A 16,135-nucleotide genomic window follows, 5' to 3' on the forward strand; every position below is an offset into this window, starting at 1 on the left:
CTCAGCCGAACATCTGGGTGTAGTACGGGGCACCGTCAGTGGCGTAGGCCACACCGACCGCGAACGTCTTGGCCTTGCAGTCGACGATGTTCGCCCGGTGTCCGGGGCTGGCCATCCAGCGCTTCATCGTCTCGGAGGCGGTGCGGTAGCCGTACGCGACGTTCTCGCTCCGCGGGTTGGCGAAGCCGGCCGCCTTGCCGCGCTGGATGAAGGTGGAACCGCCCGAGCCGATGTGGCTCATCTTCTTGGTGCGGGCCTGGTAGGCGCTGTGTCCGCGCGCCGCCTTCAGCAGCCGGGCGTCGACCCGGATCGCCTTGCAGCCGGCCCGCACGCGGGTGTTGTTGGTATAGGTCACCAGCTGCGTCTGCAGGGTGGAGGTGGCGACCGGGGCGGCCTGCGCGGGCGCCGCGGTCACGACCGTGGCGACCAGCGAGGCTCCGATACCGGCCACCATGACGCCGACCGTCGACACAACCTTGCGCACCGTCTTGCGACCCACAGCGAATCTCCCCCATTCGGTCCGGCCCCCGTTGGCCGGTCACATGAATAAGATTCGCGGTCGTTCGGTGCGCGCCTCGTTCCCGAGAGGTTGCCTACCGGTTGCACGCCATACTTTCGGCCGGACGAGGGTGGCGATGCGTCCTGCCGCACCCCTCCGAGCGGCTACGGCGAGGGGCGCCGGCGTTCGCAGGCGCAGACGCTGGCCGCCGTGGCGTTGAGCGTGGCCGCTACCCGCTCGGTGGTCCGGCCGCTGCGCGAGCGCAGCAGAGCGCCACGACCGCCGAGATGGGCCGCAGCGGGCGTCAACCGCTCACAGAGTGCCGCCACCGGCCTGGCCACCATGGGCCGTCGGACTGCGCAAGCTGGTGGCGGCCTTCGAACGTTAGAAAGGCCGGAGGACGGCGGCGCCCACGTAACGAACTTGCCTGGGGTTTTGCGCCGCGGGTGGGCTCAGTCGTCGTCCTCGTCGTCGCCATCGTCGTCGTCCCCGTCGCCGCCGGGGCAGCCGGTGAGTGCGAGCAGCGCGCCGGCGGCACCGGCGAGTCCGAGCGCACGGCCGAAGAAGAGTCGCCGGCTCATCGCGCCGCCGGCCCGGATGTCGTCCTCTGAGGTGGTTCGCACATCCTCCATCCCGGCATTCTCGCAGCGCCGCTGACCTCGGCTCAAGCGCCGGCGGCCAGCCGATCCGCGATCGCCTCGACCTGGCTTTTCACCTCCGGCAGCGGTGCCGCCAGGTTGAGGCCGTGCGTCACGACGCGGACGCCGCTCCCGACGAGCCGGTACTCCCGGCGGGGCGCCCCGGTGGCGTAGACGAGGTGCCCCTCCGCGAGCCCGAGCGCCGTGCAGTACGCGAGCATCTGGTAGAGGTCGGCGTTCCCGCCGGCCCTTTTGTACTTGGCGTCGACGACGCCGGCGCAGGCGTCATGCCGCCACCAGGTGATGTCGGGGTACATGTCGACAAGCGCGGTGTCGTCGAGGTTCATCGGGTGCTGCGCGACCACGGTGCCGCCGTGCCGGGCGGTGACCGCCGCGCGGAGCACGGCGGTGAGCCAGTCCTCGTACACCGTGTTGAGGTCGAAGGTGAATCCGGCGGCCCGCGTGGCGCCGGCGTGATGTTCGGTGCCGTGCCGGGCGAGCACGAGGCGGGCCAGCCGGAGGGCGGGACGGTACCGGGCGTTGAGCCGGTTCGCGGCGGTCTCGGGTATCGCGGTGCCGGGCGTCCACCGGGACACCTCGGCCAGCGCCTGCGCGATCCGGTGCAGCCCCCGCCGCGCCCGCGCCGGTACGCCGAGGGTGCGGCGCAGCTGGTCGGCGGCCGCGAGCAGCACCTGATTCTCGGGGATGTCGACGGAGTAGTCGTCGTATCTGACCTCGAGCGGCGGGGCCAGGCCCAGCCGGCCGCGAAGTTGATCGGCTTCGCGCAGCCGGCCGCGGAGGGTCGGCAGCGCCTCCTCGGCGACCCGGTAGCCCTGCAACACGCCGGGTGCCAGGGCCCGCGACGTGGCCGCGGTGAACGCCACGGCGAGCGCGGGCACGAAGTCCTCGACGGCCTCCAGGTCGGCCACCTCTTCGCGCCAGCCCTGGTCGTCGCGGGCGTGGCCGAGCATCCAGAACAGCCGGTCGATCGGCAGTTTGGGGCGGACCCGGAGCTCGACGGCGTCGGCGCCGGCCTGGAACTGAAGCACGCCGACCTTCGAGGTCGCGGTCAGCCGGAGTCGTCCGTCCACGGTCAGGGTGGTGGCCACCAGGCCGGTGCCGGCCAGCAGCGGCGCCAGCGCCGCGTCGCCGGCCCCGAACGCCACCGTCTGGTACTCGTCGAGGACGAACCGTCTCATCCAGGCGATCCGATGTCGTCCGGGTCCGCCGCCGCGGCGGCCTGAGCGAGGCGGCGGCGCAGGACGTCGAGGCCGTACCGGGCGCGGACGTCGACGCCGTCGCCGAGGTGCCGCTCCTCCAGCAGCGGCTCGATGGCGGTACGCCAGATGCGCGCCAGCCCACGTTCGTCGGCGACGCGCGGGTTCATCAGGTACGAGGGCCCGACCGCGGCGTCCCGGTCGCCGATGGCGCGGTTGAGCTCGTCCAGCAGGTCGGCTCGCTCCTCCGGCAGCTGGTTGGCGCGTAGCCAGCGTCGCAGCATGTCCCGCAGCGGGTGCTCGCCGGGGAACAGGGCCTGGAACAGGAACCGGCGCCGCATCGCGGCGTCGACCAGGGCGATGGAGCGGTCCGCGGTGTTCATGGTGCCGATGATGAAGACGTTGGGCGGCAGCTCGAACTCCTCCGTCGGCGAGTATTGAAGCTGTATCCGCCGCCCGCGGTACTCGAGCAGGAAGTACAGCTCGCCGAAGACCTTCGCCAGGTTGGCCCGGTTGATCTCGTCGATGATCAGCACGAAGGGCTGCGCCGGATCGTTGCGGGCATCCATGACGAGCTGCTTGAAGGGGCCGGGCTCCAGCGAGAACGCGATGCCGCCGCGCTGGTCGCCGCGGACGGGCCGGTAACCCTCGAAGAAGTCCTCGTACGAGTACGACGGGTGGAACTGGACGAGCCGGTACGCGCCGTCGACCTCGCCGGTGACGTACTGCGCCAGCTCGTAGGCCAGATACGTCTTCCCGGTGCCGGGTGGCCCGTACAGGATGATCTGCTTCTTCTCCCGGAGCAGGTCGACGGTGTCGGCGAGCCACTCGCGGTCGAGCAGGAGCTTCTCCGCGAACGCTGCGGTCGGCTCGGGCAGTTCGACGTCGACCGCCGCGGTCGTGTCCTCGGCCTCGTCGTCGGCCGGGGTGTCCAGGGCGGCCAGGGCGGCGAACTCGGCGGTGGCCGGGCCGAGGTCGCTGACGGTGAGCTGGCCGGCCAGCTTGTTGCGGGCGGCGGTCGACAGCTGGTCCCGGGCGATCGGCGCGTCGGGGTTCGCCCAGGCGACCGGCCGCCGGCGATTCGAGATGTTCTCGGTCGTGGCGGTCCAGCCGGCCGGCCCGGTGACCCGGCCGACGTAGACGCCCTGCCAGTCGAGGGTGACGACGACGTCGCCCTCCCGCATCCGGTTCAGGAACCGGTCGAGGACGCCGGTGCGGACGCCGCGCTGTGAGGCCGAGTACTCCGGCAGGCGCTCGCGGAGCAGCTCGTCCAGCTCGGCCCTCGACGTGCCGGGCTTCACCTCCGGAAGCTCCGGGAACGCGATGGAGCAGAACCCTTCGGCGAGCCATTGGCCGATCAGGTTGTGGCCATGCACCTTCGCGCCCCGGACCAGCCAGCCCTGCGGGCCCGTGGCGGCCTCGTTGTCGGCCGAACCGCGCCACCGGTCGAGCAGGGGCGGCGCGTAGAACCTCGGTGCCGCGCCGGTCCGCTCCCGGAGCATGTCGGTGATCTCGAAGAGGTCCCGGTCCACGTCCCCGGTCGGCGCGGGAATCTCCGCGGCGAACGCGTCGACGATCTGTCGCTTGTGGCGCCGCGACACCACGGCCGGGAACGTGTCGGGGAAGGCGAGGTTGAGCAGCACGTTGCGCTGGCTGTATGCGCTGTTGATGGGCACATCGTCCACCACCGCGCGAAAGAGCCAGGGATCGTGCAGCGCCGCCGACTGCCGGTCGGCGGGCAGGCGCTTCCACGCCTGCACGAACCGGACCAGGAACGCGATCTGCCGATCCCGCTGCGTCATGTACGCCGTTCCGGCGCGGACGAGTCCGTTGTCGAGCAGCCGGTCGAGGTCTGCCGGCACCTCGAGCCGCGACGGCAGGAGATCCAGCGCACCGTCGATCACGGCTCGCTTGGCCGGCCCGCCGATGTCCCGCGGCAGCAGCAGGTGCAGATAGATGAGCTCCGCCATGAGCTGGATCGCGTCGGCCGGCGCGGACTCCAGCTGTCCCTTGAGCTTCTGCACGAAGCTGCGCTTGCCCAGGTCCGGCTGCTGGATGAACTCCGCGTACAGCACGTCCGCCGCGCCAGCCGACCAGACCTCGGCGCCCGGGGTGAACAACGAACCGTCCCGTGCCAAACCCGCGTCCAGGATCTGCCGCGCCGCGGCGTAAACGGCATCGTCGTCCACGTGTGCTCCTTCGTCGGCTGCCGAATCACCCTAGGGTCAGAACTCCACCGGTGGCGTGTTGTGCGGCGTGATCACCTGGATGGCCGACGGGTTGGTGCGGATCGGGCCGGGTAGGGCGCCCTGGGCCTGCATGATGGCGTGGCAGGCCCGCCGGAGATCGGTGCGCAGGTCGTGGTGCAGCACCGCCGACAGTTTCCGTTCGCGTAGCAGTGCGGTGTTCTCCTCGTCCAGGTCGTGTGCGACGAAGACGTCGTAGGGGCGGCGCTGCGCGGCGAACGCCGCCACCACCGCCGAGTTGCCGCCGGCGCCGGCATACAGGGAGTAGATCGCGCGTACCGACGGGTTGGCGGCCAGTACCTCGCGGATGCCGGCGCCGACCGCGGCGGTGCTGTCCTCGGCGTCGACGACCTCGAGCAGGCGGCGGTGCGGGCCCCGGCCGCGCAGTTCGGCGCGGAAGCCCATCTCGCGCTCGTCCTCGCCGCGGAAGGACCCGTGCCCGCGCACCACCAGGACGTCGCCGGCGCGGTCGGCCAGCCACTGCTGGATCAGGTACGCGGCGGTGGCGCCGGCCGCGCGGTTGTCGATTCCGGCGTACGCGACGCGCGGGCTGGCCGGCAGGTCGGTGACGAGGGTGACCAGGGGTACGTTCCCGCGGCGGGCGGCCGCGACGATCTCGGGCAGGTCCGGTGCCTTCAGGATCACGCCGTGCGACCTGCCGCGGCCCACCCGTTCGAGCACCGAGACCACGTCGGCCGCCGACGGGTGGTGCAGCAGGTGGAAGCGGGCGCGAATCACCGCCGGGCGCAGCGCGGGCAGCTCCGCTTCGAGCGCGGCGCGGATCGCCGCGCAGAAGCGCGGCGGCGCCTGCACGATCACGTCGATCATGAAGGTGCGGCCGCCGAGGCGCACCTGGGAACGCTGCCGGTCCAGATCGGAGATCGCCTGGCGGACCTCGCGGATCGTGCTCTCCCGGACCCCGCCGCGCCCGTGCAGCACCCGGTCGACGGTGGCCTCGCTGAGGCCGGACTGCGCGGCGATCTCGCGGATCCGGTACGGGTGCTTCACGCGTACACGGTGATGGGTTTTTGAGGGGTTTTCAAGGGTCTTTGATGTTGTTGCCGCACCTAGCGTTGCCGTATGACAACCTGCCGACTGGAGGACTTCCGGGCCGTCTGCGAGACCAAGACGGAACCGGCCGACTACCCGCACGCCGTCGACGTCGTCGACAACGTGCTCATCTATCCCGGCGAGCTCGCCGACACCCCGGAGGTCCGGGCGGAGCTCGCCCGGGCGCTGATGGACGGGCCCGGCGTGGTGGTGTTCGCCGGTGCGTTCGCGCCGGCGGTGGTGGACCGCGCGAGCGCCGTGTTCACCGAGCTGATCGCCGAGCAGAAGGCCGCCGGGGTGGCGGGCGGCGACCACTTCGCCAAGGCCGGCGCCAACGACCGGGTGTGGGGCGCGCTTGACAAGTTCGCGCTGCGCGACCCCGCCGCGTTCGCCGCCTACTACGACAACGACACGCTCGCGCTGATCTGCCGGGCCTGGCTGGGCGCCGGCTACCAGGTGACCTCGCAGGTCAATGTGGTCAACCCCGGCGGCGTCGCGCAGGTCGCGCACCGCGACTACCACCTCGGGTTCATGTCTCAGGAGCAGGCGCTGCGGTATCCGGCGCACGTGCACACGCTGTCGCCGGCGCTGACCCTCCAGGGTGCGGTGGCGCACGTCGACATGCCGCTGGAGAGCGGACCGACGCTCTACCTGCCGCACTCGCAGAAGTACCCGGCCGGCTACGTCGCGTTTCACCAGCCGGAGTTCACGGCCTACTTCGACGACCATCGCGTGCAGTTGCCTCTCGCGAAGGGCGACGCCGCGTTCTTCAACCCGGCGCTGTTCCACGGCGCCGGGACGAACCGGTCCGCCGGCATCCGGCGCATGGCGAACCTGCTCCAGGTCTCGTCCGCGTTCGGCCGCGCCATGGAGACCGTCGACCGGGTCGCGGTCACGGCCGCGCTGTACCCGGTGCTTCGCGGGTACGCCGGCTCGGTGGACAACGTCATCGCCGCGTCCGCGGAGGGCTACGCCTTCCCCACCAACCTCGACCGGGACCAGCCCCTCGACGGCCTCGCACCGCAGACCCAGGCCGGGCTCGTGCGGCAGGCGCTGTCCGAGGGGTGGGAGGAGGACAGGTTCCGGCAGGCCCTGCACGCACAGGATCAACGGCGCGCGACGGTCGCCTGACGGATTGTTGCCCGCGCCTCCACACTGGAACTACCCTGCGGCAGATGCGCTCCCGCCCGCTCGGCTACGCCGATGCCGTCCGGCTGCTCGGCGGCGCCGACAGCCCCGTGATCAAGGCGCTGAGCGCGGCGACCGGCGCGGCCGCGGCCGCCGTCACCGTCGGCAGCCTCGGCGCCAACGACTTCTTCGCCCTGCGCGGCGAGCTGATCACCTGGGGGAACGCGCTGGCGACCGGCCTGCGCGAGCGGGTGACCGGCGTGCGCCGCTTCGACCGTACGCAGCGCCTCGTCGCCGCGCACGCGATCATCGTGGTCACCGCGTTCTACGAGGCGCTCGACGCGGTCCTGGCCGATCACCCCGAGGTCGACCTGGCCCTCGCCGGGCTGTCCGCCGGCGAGCAGGTGGCCATCGCCACCTCGACCGCGGCGAGCACCCGGTACGCCGACCTCGTGCAGGTGCTCGTCGACACCCCGCCGCCGATGCCCGCGCCGCACCGTCCGTTCGAGACGACCGTCGGCGCCCTGGCGGAGTACTACGGGTCGGCCTCGTCCGCGTTGCGCGACTTCCTGAGTGGGCTGAGCGCCTTCGAGGGGCACGACGACGCGGTCGGCCGCACCCTGCAGGCGGTCGACGAGCAGGTGCGCCGGGTCGCGGTGGAGCGGTACACGCAGGCGTACCGGACCCTCGTCACCCAGGCACCCGAGTTCGGCGTCTGGGCCGGCATGGTCGAGGCCCAGGCGACCCGGACCCTGCTGCGCGACTCGGTCTCCGACCTGTCCGCGCAGCTCGCCGACCTGCGTGCGGTCTCCGGCGCGGTCGCGGTCGACGCCGTGCTCACCGGGCTCGGCCGGCGGTACCGGATCGGGCTGGAGTCGGCGATTCTCGGCTCCGCACACACGCACTCGTACGTCGTGCTGCCGAGCCTCGGCGACGGCTACATCAATCCGCACGGCCGGACCGCGGTGGCCGGACCCCACGACCTGCCGGCCACCGAGCAGTGGTGGGAACGGTCCACCGCGGTCGACGACGTGCAGGGTTTCCTGCTGGCACACCTCACCGGGCCGGACGCCCTCGCGACCCCGCTCGTGGTGCTCGGTCAGCCCGGCTCGGGCAAGTCCGCGATGACCAGGACGCTCGCCGCCCGGCTGCCCGCCGCCGACTTCCTGGTCGTCCGGGTCGAGCTGCGCAACGTGCCCGCCGACGCCTCGATACAGGCGCAGATCGAGGAGGCCCTGCTCCAGATGCTCGGCGAGCGGGTCTCCTGGCCCGATCTCGCCCGCCGGGCCGGCGACGCGCTGCCGGTGGTGATCCTGGACGGCTTCGACGAGCTGTTGCAGGCCACCGGGATGAACCGGGCCGACTACCTCGACCAGATCCGGCGCTTCCAGCAGCGCGAGGGTGAACTCGACCGGCCGGTCGCGGTGCTGGTCACCAGCCGCACGGTGGTCGCCGACCGCGCGCGCTTCCCGAACGAAACGGTGGTGCTGCGCCTGGAGCCGTTCGACGAGCCGCAGGTGCGTGCCTGGCTCGAGGTGTGGAACGCGCACAACACCGCCGGGCTCGCCGGCCGGGGCCTGCGGCCGCTGTCCGCCGAGACGGTCCTGGCGCACGGCGAACTGGCGAGTCAGCCGCTGCTGCTGCTCCTGCTCGCGCTCTACGACGCGGGCGCCAACGCCCTGCAATCCGCCGGCGGCGACATCCGCGGTGTCGACCTCTACGAACGGCTCTTCGCCGACTTCGTCGAGCGGGAGGTCGACAAGCAGCGCCGGGACCACACCGACGACCGGCGGCGCGAGGAGATCGAGGCGGAGTGGCGGCGCCTCGGCGCGGTCGCCGTCGCCATCCTGAACCGCGGCGGCGACGTGATCCTCGAGGCCGAACTGGACGCCGACATACCGCAACTGCTCTCGGAGCGCGACTTGAGCCCGGCGCGCGCGGACGCGGTGCACCGCGCCCTGACCGTCGGCCAGCTCATGGTCGGCCGCTTCTTCTTCGTCCACGAGTCCCGGGCCACCCGGGACACCGGCGGGCCGGAGCGCAGCTTTGAGTTCCTGCACGCCACGTTCGGGGACTTCCTCGCCGCCCGCCAGATCGTGGCGTACCTCGTCGACCTGGCCGAGGAGCGCGAGCACCAGCGGCGCCGCCAGGGCGTCATCGACCCCGGCCCGCTGCACTCGGCGACGTCGTTCGTCACCATCGCCCGGCGTCCACCGCTGTGGGACTTCTGCCGGCGCATGCTCGCACGCCTGCCGGCCGAGCGGCGGCGGGCCTGCCGGGAACTCGTCCTGGAGCTGCTGCCCGACGCCGGGTACCCGCACCCGACCTGGACCAGGGGCGCCTACGAGCCGTACCGGACGCCGGCGGCGGCGCGGCACGCGGCGTTCTCGGCGAACCTGGTCTGCTTCGCGGTGCTGCTCAGCGACGGGCCGGTCGACGCGGTCGAGCTGGTCGGGGAGCCGGTCGTCATCAACTGGCGGCGGCAGGCGCTGCTGTGGCAGAGCCAGCTCGAACCCGAGGACCGCAAGCGGCTGTGGCAGGCGCTGCGGGTGGCGTGGCGGCTGGACGCCGACCCGACCCGCCTCGAGGTACGCCCGGAGGACGGCGCCATGATCGGCGTCTACGAGTCGCTGCCGTGGCCACCGGAGGACCGCCCGCCCACCCTCCGGCCCGACGAGCACGAAGCGGTGATCGCACCGGACGTGTCGGTCGCGCCCGAGAGTCGCCTGGGCCGGACACTGCGCTGGTCGGCCTTCGTGCAGACCGCCCACGACGTGCGCGAGTGTCTCTACGACCTGATGCCGTACTGGCGGGGCACGGGAACGACGCCGCTGCTGCACCAGGTCGAGGGCCAGCCGTTCCCGGTCTCCGAGGCGGGGCTGTTGCTGCAAATTCTGCTCACACCGGCGGACCCGGCGCAGCGTGCCCTGCGCGCCGATCAGTACCGATGGGCCTTCGCGCTCATGGCCGAGCCGAGACAACGACGCCTGCTGATCCGCCAACTCGTCGATGACGCCGCCATGCTCTCGGACCGGAGCCTGTTGACGATCTTCGGCCAGCTGTCGGGGGGCGACCTCTACCGGAGCGCCGCCGACGGCGAACGGATCCTGACCGATCTGGCGGCGCGCCCGGAGAGCGGTATCGCGTTGGCCGCGGCCCTGCTCGGCATAGTCAGTTGGGGCCTGTCGGACGCGTCGGACAATCCCGTACGGCGTCACCGGAGTCACCTGTATCGAGTGCTCGGCTTCCCGACCTAGCGATCACGCACCTCTAGGGTGTCCGTATGTCGATCACCGACCAGGATCTGGCCATCGCGGCGGCGCAGGCCGGGGCCGCGGTGGTCCGGTCACACCACGGGACCGCGCTGACGCACTTCGAGAAATCCGCGGGCGACTTCGCCACCACGGCGGACATCGAGGCCGAGAAGGCCATCCTCGACGTCCTGCGCGGCGCACGCCCGGACGACGTCGTCCTGGGCGAGGAGAGCGGGCGCACGGGCACCGCCGGCAACGGTCGCATGTGGCTGGTCGACCCGCTGTGCGGAACGCTGAACTACGCCGTGGGCAACATGCTCGCCTCGGTGAACGTGGCCCTGCGCGGCGGGGAGCAGGTCGCCGCCGTCGCGGACCCGTTCGCCGACGAGGTGTTCTGGACCGACGGCGCCGCCGCGTACGTGCGCCTCGACGGCGTGGACCGACTACTCACCCCGTCCGCCGATTCGCGGCTGGTCGACGTCAACCTCGACCCGCCGTTCCCCAACGCCGAGGCCTTCTCGGCCGCCCGGATGCTCGCCGACCCGGGATTCATCCGGCAGTTCCGCCCACGCGTCGTCTCCACCACCCTGGCCGTGGCCTGGGTCGCCGCCGGCCGCCGCGCCGCATACGTCACCGACGGCGACAGCCGGCTGGGTGACAGCGTCCACTTCGCGGCCGGCATCGCCCTCTGCCGGGCGGCCGGCTGCGTGGTCACCGGGATCGACGGGCGGCCGGCACACGCGGGCGTCGGCGGCCTCGTCGTGGCCGCCGACGAGCCGACGCACGCCGCCCTGATGGAGCTGACTCTTGTCCGATGACTTCACCGCCACGCTCCCCCGCAAGCGGATGGCCGCCGGGGTGCTGCTGTCGGACGGGCGCGACCGGGTCCTGCTCGTCGAGCCGACCTACAAGCCCTACTGGGAGATACCGGGCGGCACGGTGGAGGCCGGCGAGTCGCCGCACGCCGCGGCCGTACGCGAGATCGAGGAGGAGCTCGGCCTGCCGGTGCGGCCGGGCCGGCTGCTGGTGACCGACTGGGTGCCGCCGCGGCCGGACCGCACCGAGGGCCTGATGCTGGTCTTCGACGGCGGGATCCTCACGCCGGAGCAGGCCGCGCGGATCCGGCTGCCGGCCGACGAGCTGCGCAGCTGGGCCTGGTGCGACGAGCCGGAGGCCGGCGAGCGGCTACCGGAGCTGCTGGCCCGTCGCCTGGCCGCCGCGGTCCGTGCCCGCGACCGGGGCACGGCGGCGTATCTCGAGAACGGGTTCGACCTGGAGGAACAGCCATGCTGACCGATCTGCCCCTCGACCAGCTCGAGTCGTACCGGAGCTCGCAGACCGAGCCGCCGGACCTCGACGACTTCTGGGCCGGCACGCTGGCCGAGGCCGCCGGTCACGACATCGGCTTGCGCCTGAGCCCGGTCGCGACCGGGCTCACCACCATCGACACCTACGACGTGACGTTCCGCGGCTACGCCGGCCAGGACGTCCGCGCCTGGCTGCGGGTGCCGGCCGGGCACCCCGGCCCGCTGCCGGCGGTGGTGCAGTACGTGGGCTACGGCGGCGGCCGCGGGCACGCCTGCGAGAACCTGTTCTGGGCCTCGGCCGGCTTCGCACACCTGCAGATGGACACCCGGGGCCAGGGCTCCGGGTGGAGCGTCGGCGAGACCCCGGACCCGGCGCCGGCCGGCCCGCAGGTGCCGGGCGTGATGACCCGCGGCATCCTGGACCCGGCGAGCTACTACTACCGGCGCCTCTACACCGACGCGGTGCGGGCAGTCGACGCCGCCCGGTCGCTGCCGCAGGTCGACGCGGACCGCGTCGCCGTGCTCGGCGGCAGCCAGGGCGGCGGGCTCGCGATCGCCGTCGCGGGGCTGCGCGCCGATCTCGCGGCGGCCGTCGCGTTCGTGCCGTTCCTGTGCGACTTCCCGCGCGCCACCCGGATCACCGATTCGTACCCGTACCGGGAGATCGCCGACTACCTCAAGACGCACCGGGAGAGCGTCGAGCGGGTGCACCGGACGCTCGGGTACTTCGACGGGGTCAATCTCGCCCGGCGGGCGGGCGCGCCGGCGCTGTTCTCGGCGGCGCTCATGGACGCGACGTGCCCGCCGTCCACCGTCTACGGCGCCTTCCACGAGTACGCCGGCCCGCGCCGGATGCTGCTGTGGGAGTACAACGGCCACGAGGGCGGCGGCATCCTCGACGAGGTCCGCGCGCTGGAGTTCCTACGCGAACACCTGGCCGCGTAGCCCGCAGATCATTGACAGACGTCTCTTTGGATGCCGACTATGGGAGCGCTCCCAACACTCGCTCTCACCCATGGAGACTGCCGTGCATCCCTCCCCCGTCCGGCGCGCCCTCGCGAGCATCGTCCTGCTCGCCGCGGTCGCCGCCACCGCCGCGCCGCCCAGCGCGCAGGCCGCCCTCGCCGCCGCCGACACCGCGGTCGATGTCGACGTCCGGGCCGGCCTCGCCACCGTGCCCGGCACCGCGCTCGGCCTGAACCATGCCATCTGGGACGCCGAGCTCGGCACCACCGCCGTCTCCGGCCTGCTCAAGGACGCCGGCGTCGAGATGCTGCGGTACCCGGGCGGCTCATACGCCGACATCTACCACTGGCGCGACCACACCGCGCCCGGCGGCTACGTCGCCCCGAACACCGACTTCGACACCTTCATGGCCGGGGCCAAGCGGACCGGCGCCCAGCCGATGATCATCGCCAACTACGGGACCGGCACCGCGCAGGAGGCCGCCGACTGGGTGCGGTACGCCAACGTCACCAAGGGCTACGGCGCGACCTACTGGACGATCGGCAACGAGAACTACGGCAACGGCCACTACGGCGCCGCCTGGGAGGCCGACGACCACGCCGACAAGAGCCCCAAGGAGTACGCGGCGAACGTTGTCGCGTACGCGGCGGCCATGAAGGCCGTCGACCCGAGCATCAAGGTCGGCGCGGTCCTCACGATGCCCGGCAACTGGCCCGACGGCATCGTCGGCACCGGCGACCAGGGCACCTGGAACGCCGAGGTGCTCACCCGTGCCGGTGCGTCGATCGACTTCGTGGACGTCCACTGGTATCCCGGCGGCGGCACCGCCGCCGAGTCCCTGACCAGGACCGAGCACATCGAGGACGCGGTCTACCTGCTCCGGGGCCAGCTCGCGCGGTACGCGGGCGCGAACGCCGGCCGCATCGGCATCAGCATGACCGAGACCAACGTCGGCGTCGGCCAGAACACCCAGCCGGGTGCGCTGTTCCTGGCGGACGTCTACAGCGGCCTGCTGGAGCAGGGCGTCTTCACCGTCCAGTGGTGGAACACGCACAACGGGATCGGCACGGTGTCGACCGTCGCCGGGCAGCGCGACTACGGCGACTTCGGGCTGCTCTCCAGCGGCGGCTGCACCTCCGACGGATCGGTCTGCGAGCCGCCGATGAACACGCCGTTCGCGCCGTACCACGCCCTGAAGCTGATGGGGTCCTTCGCCCGCGCGGGCGATCAACTGGTCCGCGCGGGGGCGAACAACCCGCTGGTCAGCGCGCACGCGTCCCGCCGGCCCAACGGCGACCTGGGCGTCCTGCTGGTCAACAAGGACCCGGACAACGCGCACACGGTCGACCTGCGCTACCACGGCTGGACGCCGGCCGGGGCTGTGCCGACGGTGTCGACGTACACCAACGGCGCGGCCGCGGTGCAGACCGCACCGGCGGGCACGGCGACCGGCCAGACGCTCCCGGCGTACTCGCTCACGCTCCTGACCCTGCGCCCGGCCAACACCGGCGGGGCCGCGCCGAAGGCGCCGGGCCGTCCGGCGGCCGGCACGGTCACCGACCGGACCGCGACCATCTCCTGGCCCGCCGCGCAGGCCGGCGGCCGTCCGATCGCCAAGTACGAGCTCTACCGGCAGAACGGCGGCGCCGCCGAGCAGCTCGGCGAGACGACCGGCACGTCGTTCACCGTGCAGAACCTGGAACCGGGCCGCCGGTACACGGTGAACGTGCTGGCCCGCGACACCGCGGGTGGCACGTCCTGGTCCTCGCTCCCGCTGACGTTCACCACCACCGGCCCGGCGGCGGCGGGCTGCACGGTACGGCTGACCGACACCAACGACTGGGGCAACGGGTTCGTCGGGCAGATCGACATCACGAACAACTCGGCCGCCCCCGTCGGCGGCTGGACCCTGGCCTTCACCTGGCCGACCAAGTGGCAGAGCGTGTCCAGCGGATGGAGCGCCACCTGGGAACAGACCGGTACAAAGGTCCGGGTGACAAGCGACGGCGTGCTCGCCGCCGGGGGCGGGACCACCACGGTCGGGTTCGTCGGCGCCTACAGCGGCCCGAACGTGCTGCCGGGCGTGTTCACCCTCAACGGCACCGTCTGCTCGACCGCCTGACCACGCCGCGACCGGCCCGGGCGGAGCGCATCCGTCCGGGCCGGTTAGGGTCCCGGTCGGGGCCCGATCGAACCCCCGGGGACGACGGGTGCGGAAACCGGGCGATTCCGGCCCCTCGACGCCGGATTACGTGGCTGACGCGTATCCGCGCATCTGATTCCGTTTCATCTTTGCAAAATCCTTCGGATTCCCTTGTTTTTAGGGCTTTGACTATGTCAAGGTCCACCTCTTCGTGTGGGGGCTGTCACAGCCCCGGGCGGGAGGCCACCTCGTGAGCACTGACCTACCGGTCCTCCGCAACTTCATCGGCGGGTCCTATGTCGACCCCGCCGGCGGGGAGACCTCGCAGGTGGTCGACCCGTGCACCGGCGAGGCGTACGCGCACGCGCCGGTCTCACCCGCCGAGACCGTCGCCGCCGCGATGACCTCCGCCGAGGCCGGCTTCGAGGCCTGGCGCGACACCACGCCCGCCGAGCGGCAGCGCGCGCTGCTGCGGATCGCCGACGCCGTCGAGGCCCGGGCGGACGAGCTCATCGCCGCCGAATGCCGCAACACCGGCAAACCGATCGAGGCGACACGAAACGAGGAGATGGCGCCACTCCTCGACGAGCTGCGGTTCTTCGCCGGGGCCGCGCGGGTGCTGGAGGGCAGGTCCGCGGGCGAGTATCTGCGCGACCACACCTCGTGGGTCCGGCGCGAGCCGATCGGCGTGTGCGCGCAGGTCACACCCTGGAACTACCCGATGGTCATGGCGGTGTGGAAGTTCGCGCCCGCCATCGCGGCCGGCAACGCCGTGGTGCTCAAGCCCTCGGACACCACCCCGGTCAGCACCCTGCTGCTCGCCGAGATCGCCGCCGAGTTCCTGCCGCCGGGCGTGCTCAACGTCGTTTGCGGCGACCGCGACACCGGCCGCGCCCTGGTCGCACACCCCACGCCGCAGCTGGTGTCCATCACCGGGTCCACCCGGGCCGGCATGGAGGTCGCCGCCGCGGCCGCCGCCGACCTCAAGAAGGTGCACCTCGAGCTCGGCGGCAAGGCCCCGGTGATCGTCTTCGAGGACGTCGACGTCGAGGCGGCCGCCGCGGTCATCGCCGGCGCCGGCTACTTCAACGCCGGGCAGGACTGCACCGCGGCCACACGGGTCCTTGTCGACGCCCGGATCGCCGCCGACTTCACCGCCGCGCTCGCCGCCGCGGCCAAGCAGACCCGGGTCGGCGGCCCCGCCGACCCGGACGCCTACTTCGGGCCGGTCAACAACGCCGCCCAGCTGGCGCGGGTCCGCGGCTTCCTGGACCGGGCGCCCGACCACGCGCGGATCGTCACCGGCGGCGGGCGGGTCGGCGACCGCGGCTACTTCGTCGAGCCGACCGTCGTCGCCGGCCTGCTACAGACCGACGAGATGATCCAGGACGAGGTCTTCGGCCCCGTCATCACCGTCCAGGAGTTCACCGGCGAGGACGCCGCCGTCCGGTGGGCCAACGACGTGCGTTTCGGGCTCAGCGCGAGCGTGTGGACGCGCGACCACGGCCGGGCCATGCGGGTCACGCGCCGGCTGAACTTCGGCGCCGTGTGGATCAATACCCATCTGCCCTTCGTGTCCGAGATGCCGCACGGCGGCTTCGGCCACTCCGGGTACGGCAAGGACCTCTCGATGTACGGCTTCGAGGAATACACCCGGATCAAACACGTGATGAGCCACCTCGGCTGA

The 16,135-nt window shown here is 72.3% G+C and carries 12 protein-coding genes; 7 read left to right on the forward strand and 5 right to left on the reverse strand.

Going from position 1 to position 16,135, the window contains the following annotated elements; translation table 11 throughout:
- Nucleotide 1: 1 nt before the first annotated feature.
- The 5 genes from BJ971_RS33550 to BJ971_RS33570 form a co-directional block, all read right to left on the reverse strand.
- A complete protein-coding gene (locus BJ971_RS33550; protein ID WP_239087686.1) occupies nucleotides 2–499 on the reverse strand; it encodes a CAP domain-containing protein in 498 nt (165 codons plus the stop codon).
- A 452-nt stretch (nucleotides 500–951) separates the two neighbouring features.
- The gene (locus BJ971_RS33555) at nucleotides 952–1,131 is read right to left on the reverse strand and encodes a hypothetical protein (protein WP_184997274.1); all 180 of its coding nucleotides are present in this window, start codon (nucleotides 1,129–1,131) and stop codon (nucleotides 952–954) included.
- A gap of 32 nt (nucleotides 1,132–1,163) precedes the next feature.
- Entirely contained in the window at nucleotides 1,164–2,336 is a 1,173-nt protein-coding gene (locus BJ971_RS33560; RefSeq protein ID WP_184997276.1) for an McrC family protein, read from the reverse strand.
- Nucleotides 2,333–4,543 carry an AAA family ATPase gene (locus BJ971_RS42385; RefSeq protein ID WP_184997285.1) on the reverse strand — a complete coding sequence of 737 codons (2,211 nt, stop codon included), beginning with the start codon at nucleotides 4,541–4,543 and terminating at the stop codon, nucleotides 2,333–2,335. Before BJ971_RS42385 ends, BJ971_RS33560 begins: the two co-directional genes overlap by 4 nt.
- Before the next feature lie 36 nt (nucleotides 4,544–4,579).
- Nucleotides 4,580–5,608 (reverse strand): LacI family DNA-binding transcriptional regulator, encoded by a 1,029-nt coding sequence (locus tag BJ971_RS33570; protein ID WP_184997287.1) that lies wholly within the window; start codon nucleotides 5,606–5,608, stop codon nucleotides 4,580–4,582.
- Between the two features lie 72 nt (nucleotides 5,609–5,680).
- Here BJ971_RS33570 and BJ971_RS33575 point away from each other — a divergent pair, with 72 nt between their 5' ends.
- The 7 genes from BJ971_RS33575 (at nucleotide 5,681) to BJ971_RS33605 (ending at nucleotide 16,135) form a co-directional block, all read left to right on the forward strand.
- Nucleotides 5,681–6,781 carry a phytanoyl-CoA dioxygenase family protein gene (locus BJ971_RS33575; RefSeq protein WP_184997289.1) on the forward strand — a complete coding sequence of 367 codons (1,101 nt, stop codon included), beginning with the start codon at nucleotides 5,681–5,683 and terminating at the stop codon, nucleotides 6,779–6,781.
- Nucleotides 6,782–6,825: 44 nt separating this feature from the next.
- A complete protein-coding gene (locus BJ971_RS33580) occupies nucleotides 6,826–10,035 on the forward strand; it encodes an NACHT domain-containing protein (protein WP_184997291.1) in 3,210 nt (1,069 codons plus the stop codon).
- Nucleotides 10,036–10,061: 26 nt separating this feature from the next.
- A complete protein-coding gene (locus BJ971_RS33585; protein ID WP_184997293.1) occupies nucleotides 10,062–10,850 on the forward strand; it encodes an inositol monophosphatase family protein in 789 nt (262 codons plus the stop codon).
- Complete coding sequence (locus tag BJ971_RS33590) at nucleotides 10,840–11,325, forward strand: NUDIX domain-containing protein (protein WP_307837417.1); 486 nt, start codon at nucleotides 10,840–10,842, stop codon at nucleotides 11,323–11,325. Before BJ971_RS33585 ends, BJ971_RS33590 begins: the two co-directional genes overlap by 11 nt.
- A complete protein-coding gene (locus tag BJ971_RS33595; protein ID WP_184997296.1) occupies nucleotides 11,319–12,284 on the forward strand; it encodes an acetylxylan esterase in 966 nt (321 codons plus the stop codon). Before BJ971_RS33590 ends, BJ971_RS33595 begins: the two co-directional genes overlap by 7 nt.
- 70 nt (nucleotides 12,285–12,354) lie before the next feature.
- A complete protein-coding gene (locus BJ971_RS33600; protein WP_184997298.1) occupies nucleotides 12,355–14,427 on the forward strand; it encodes a cellulose binding domain-containing protein in 2,073 nt (690 codons plus the stop codon).
- A gap of 271 nt (nucleotides 14,428–14,698) precedes the next feature.
- On the forward strand, nucleotides 14,699–16,135 hold the full coding sequence (locus BJ971_RS33605; protein WP_184997300.1) for an aminobutyraldehyde dehydrogenase: 1,437 nt from the start codon (nucleotides 14,699–14,701) through the stop codon (nucleotides 16,133–16,135).

The sequence above is a fragment of the Amorphoplanes digitatis genome (assembly GCF_014205335.1).
GTDB classification, from domain to species: Bacteria; Actinomycetota; Actinomycetes; order Mycobacteriales; family Micromonosporaceae; genus Actinoplanes; species Actinoplanes digitatus.

Coding starts and splice junctions, on each gene's coding strand:
- BJ971_RS33600 (WP_184997298.1), top strand. CDS start 12,355: ATGGAGACTGCCGTGCATCCCTCCCCCGTCCGGCGCGCCCTCGCGAGC.
- BJ971_RS33560 (WP_184997276.1), bottom strand. CDS start 2,336: ATGAGACGGTTCGTCCTCGACGAGTACCAGACGGTGGCGTTCGGGGCC.
- BJ971_RS33580 (WP_184997291.1), top strand. CDS start 6,826: ATGCGCTCCCGCCCGCTCGGCTACGCCGATGCCGTCCGGCTGCTCGGC.
- BJ971_RS33595 (WP_184997296.1), top strand. CDS start 11,319: ATGCTGACCGATCTGCCCCTCGACCAGCTCGAGTCGTACCGGAGCTCG.
- BJ971_RS33585 (WP_184997293.1), top strand. CDS start 10,062: ATGTCGATCACCGACCAGGATCTGGCCATCGCGGCGGCGCAGGCCGGG.
- BJ971_RS33575 (WP_184997289.1), top strand. CDS start 5,681: ATGACAACCTGCCGACTGGAGGACTTCCGGGCCGTCTGCGAGACCAAG.
- BJ971_RS33555 (WP_184997274.1), bottom strand. CDS start 1,131: ATGGAGGATGTGCGAACCACCTCAGAGGACGACATCCGGGCCGGCGGC.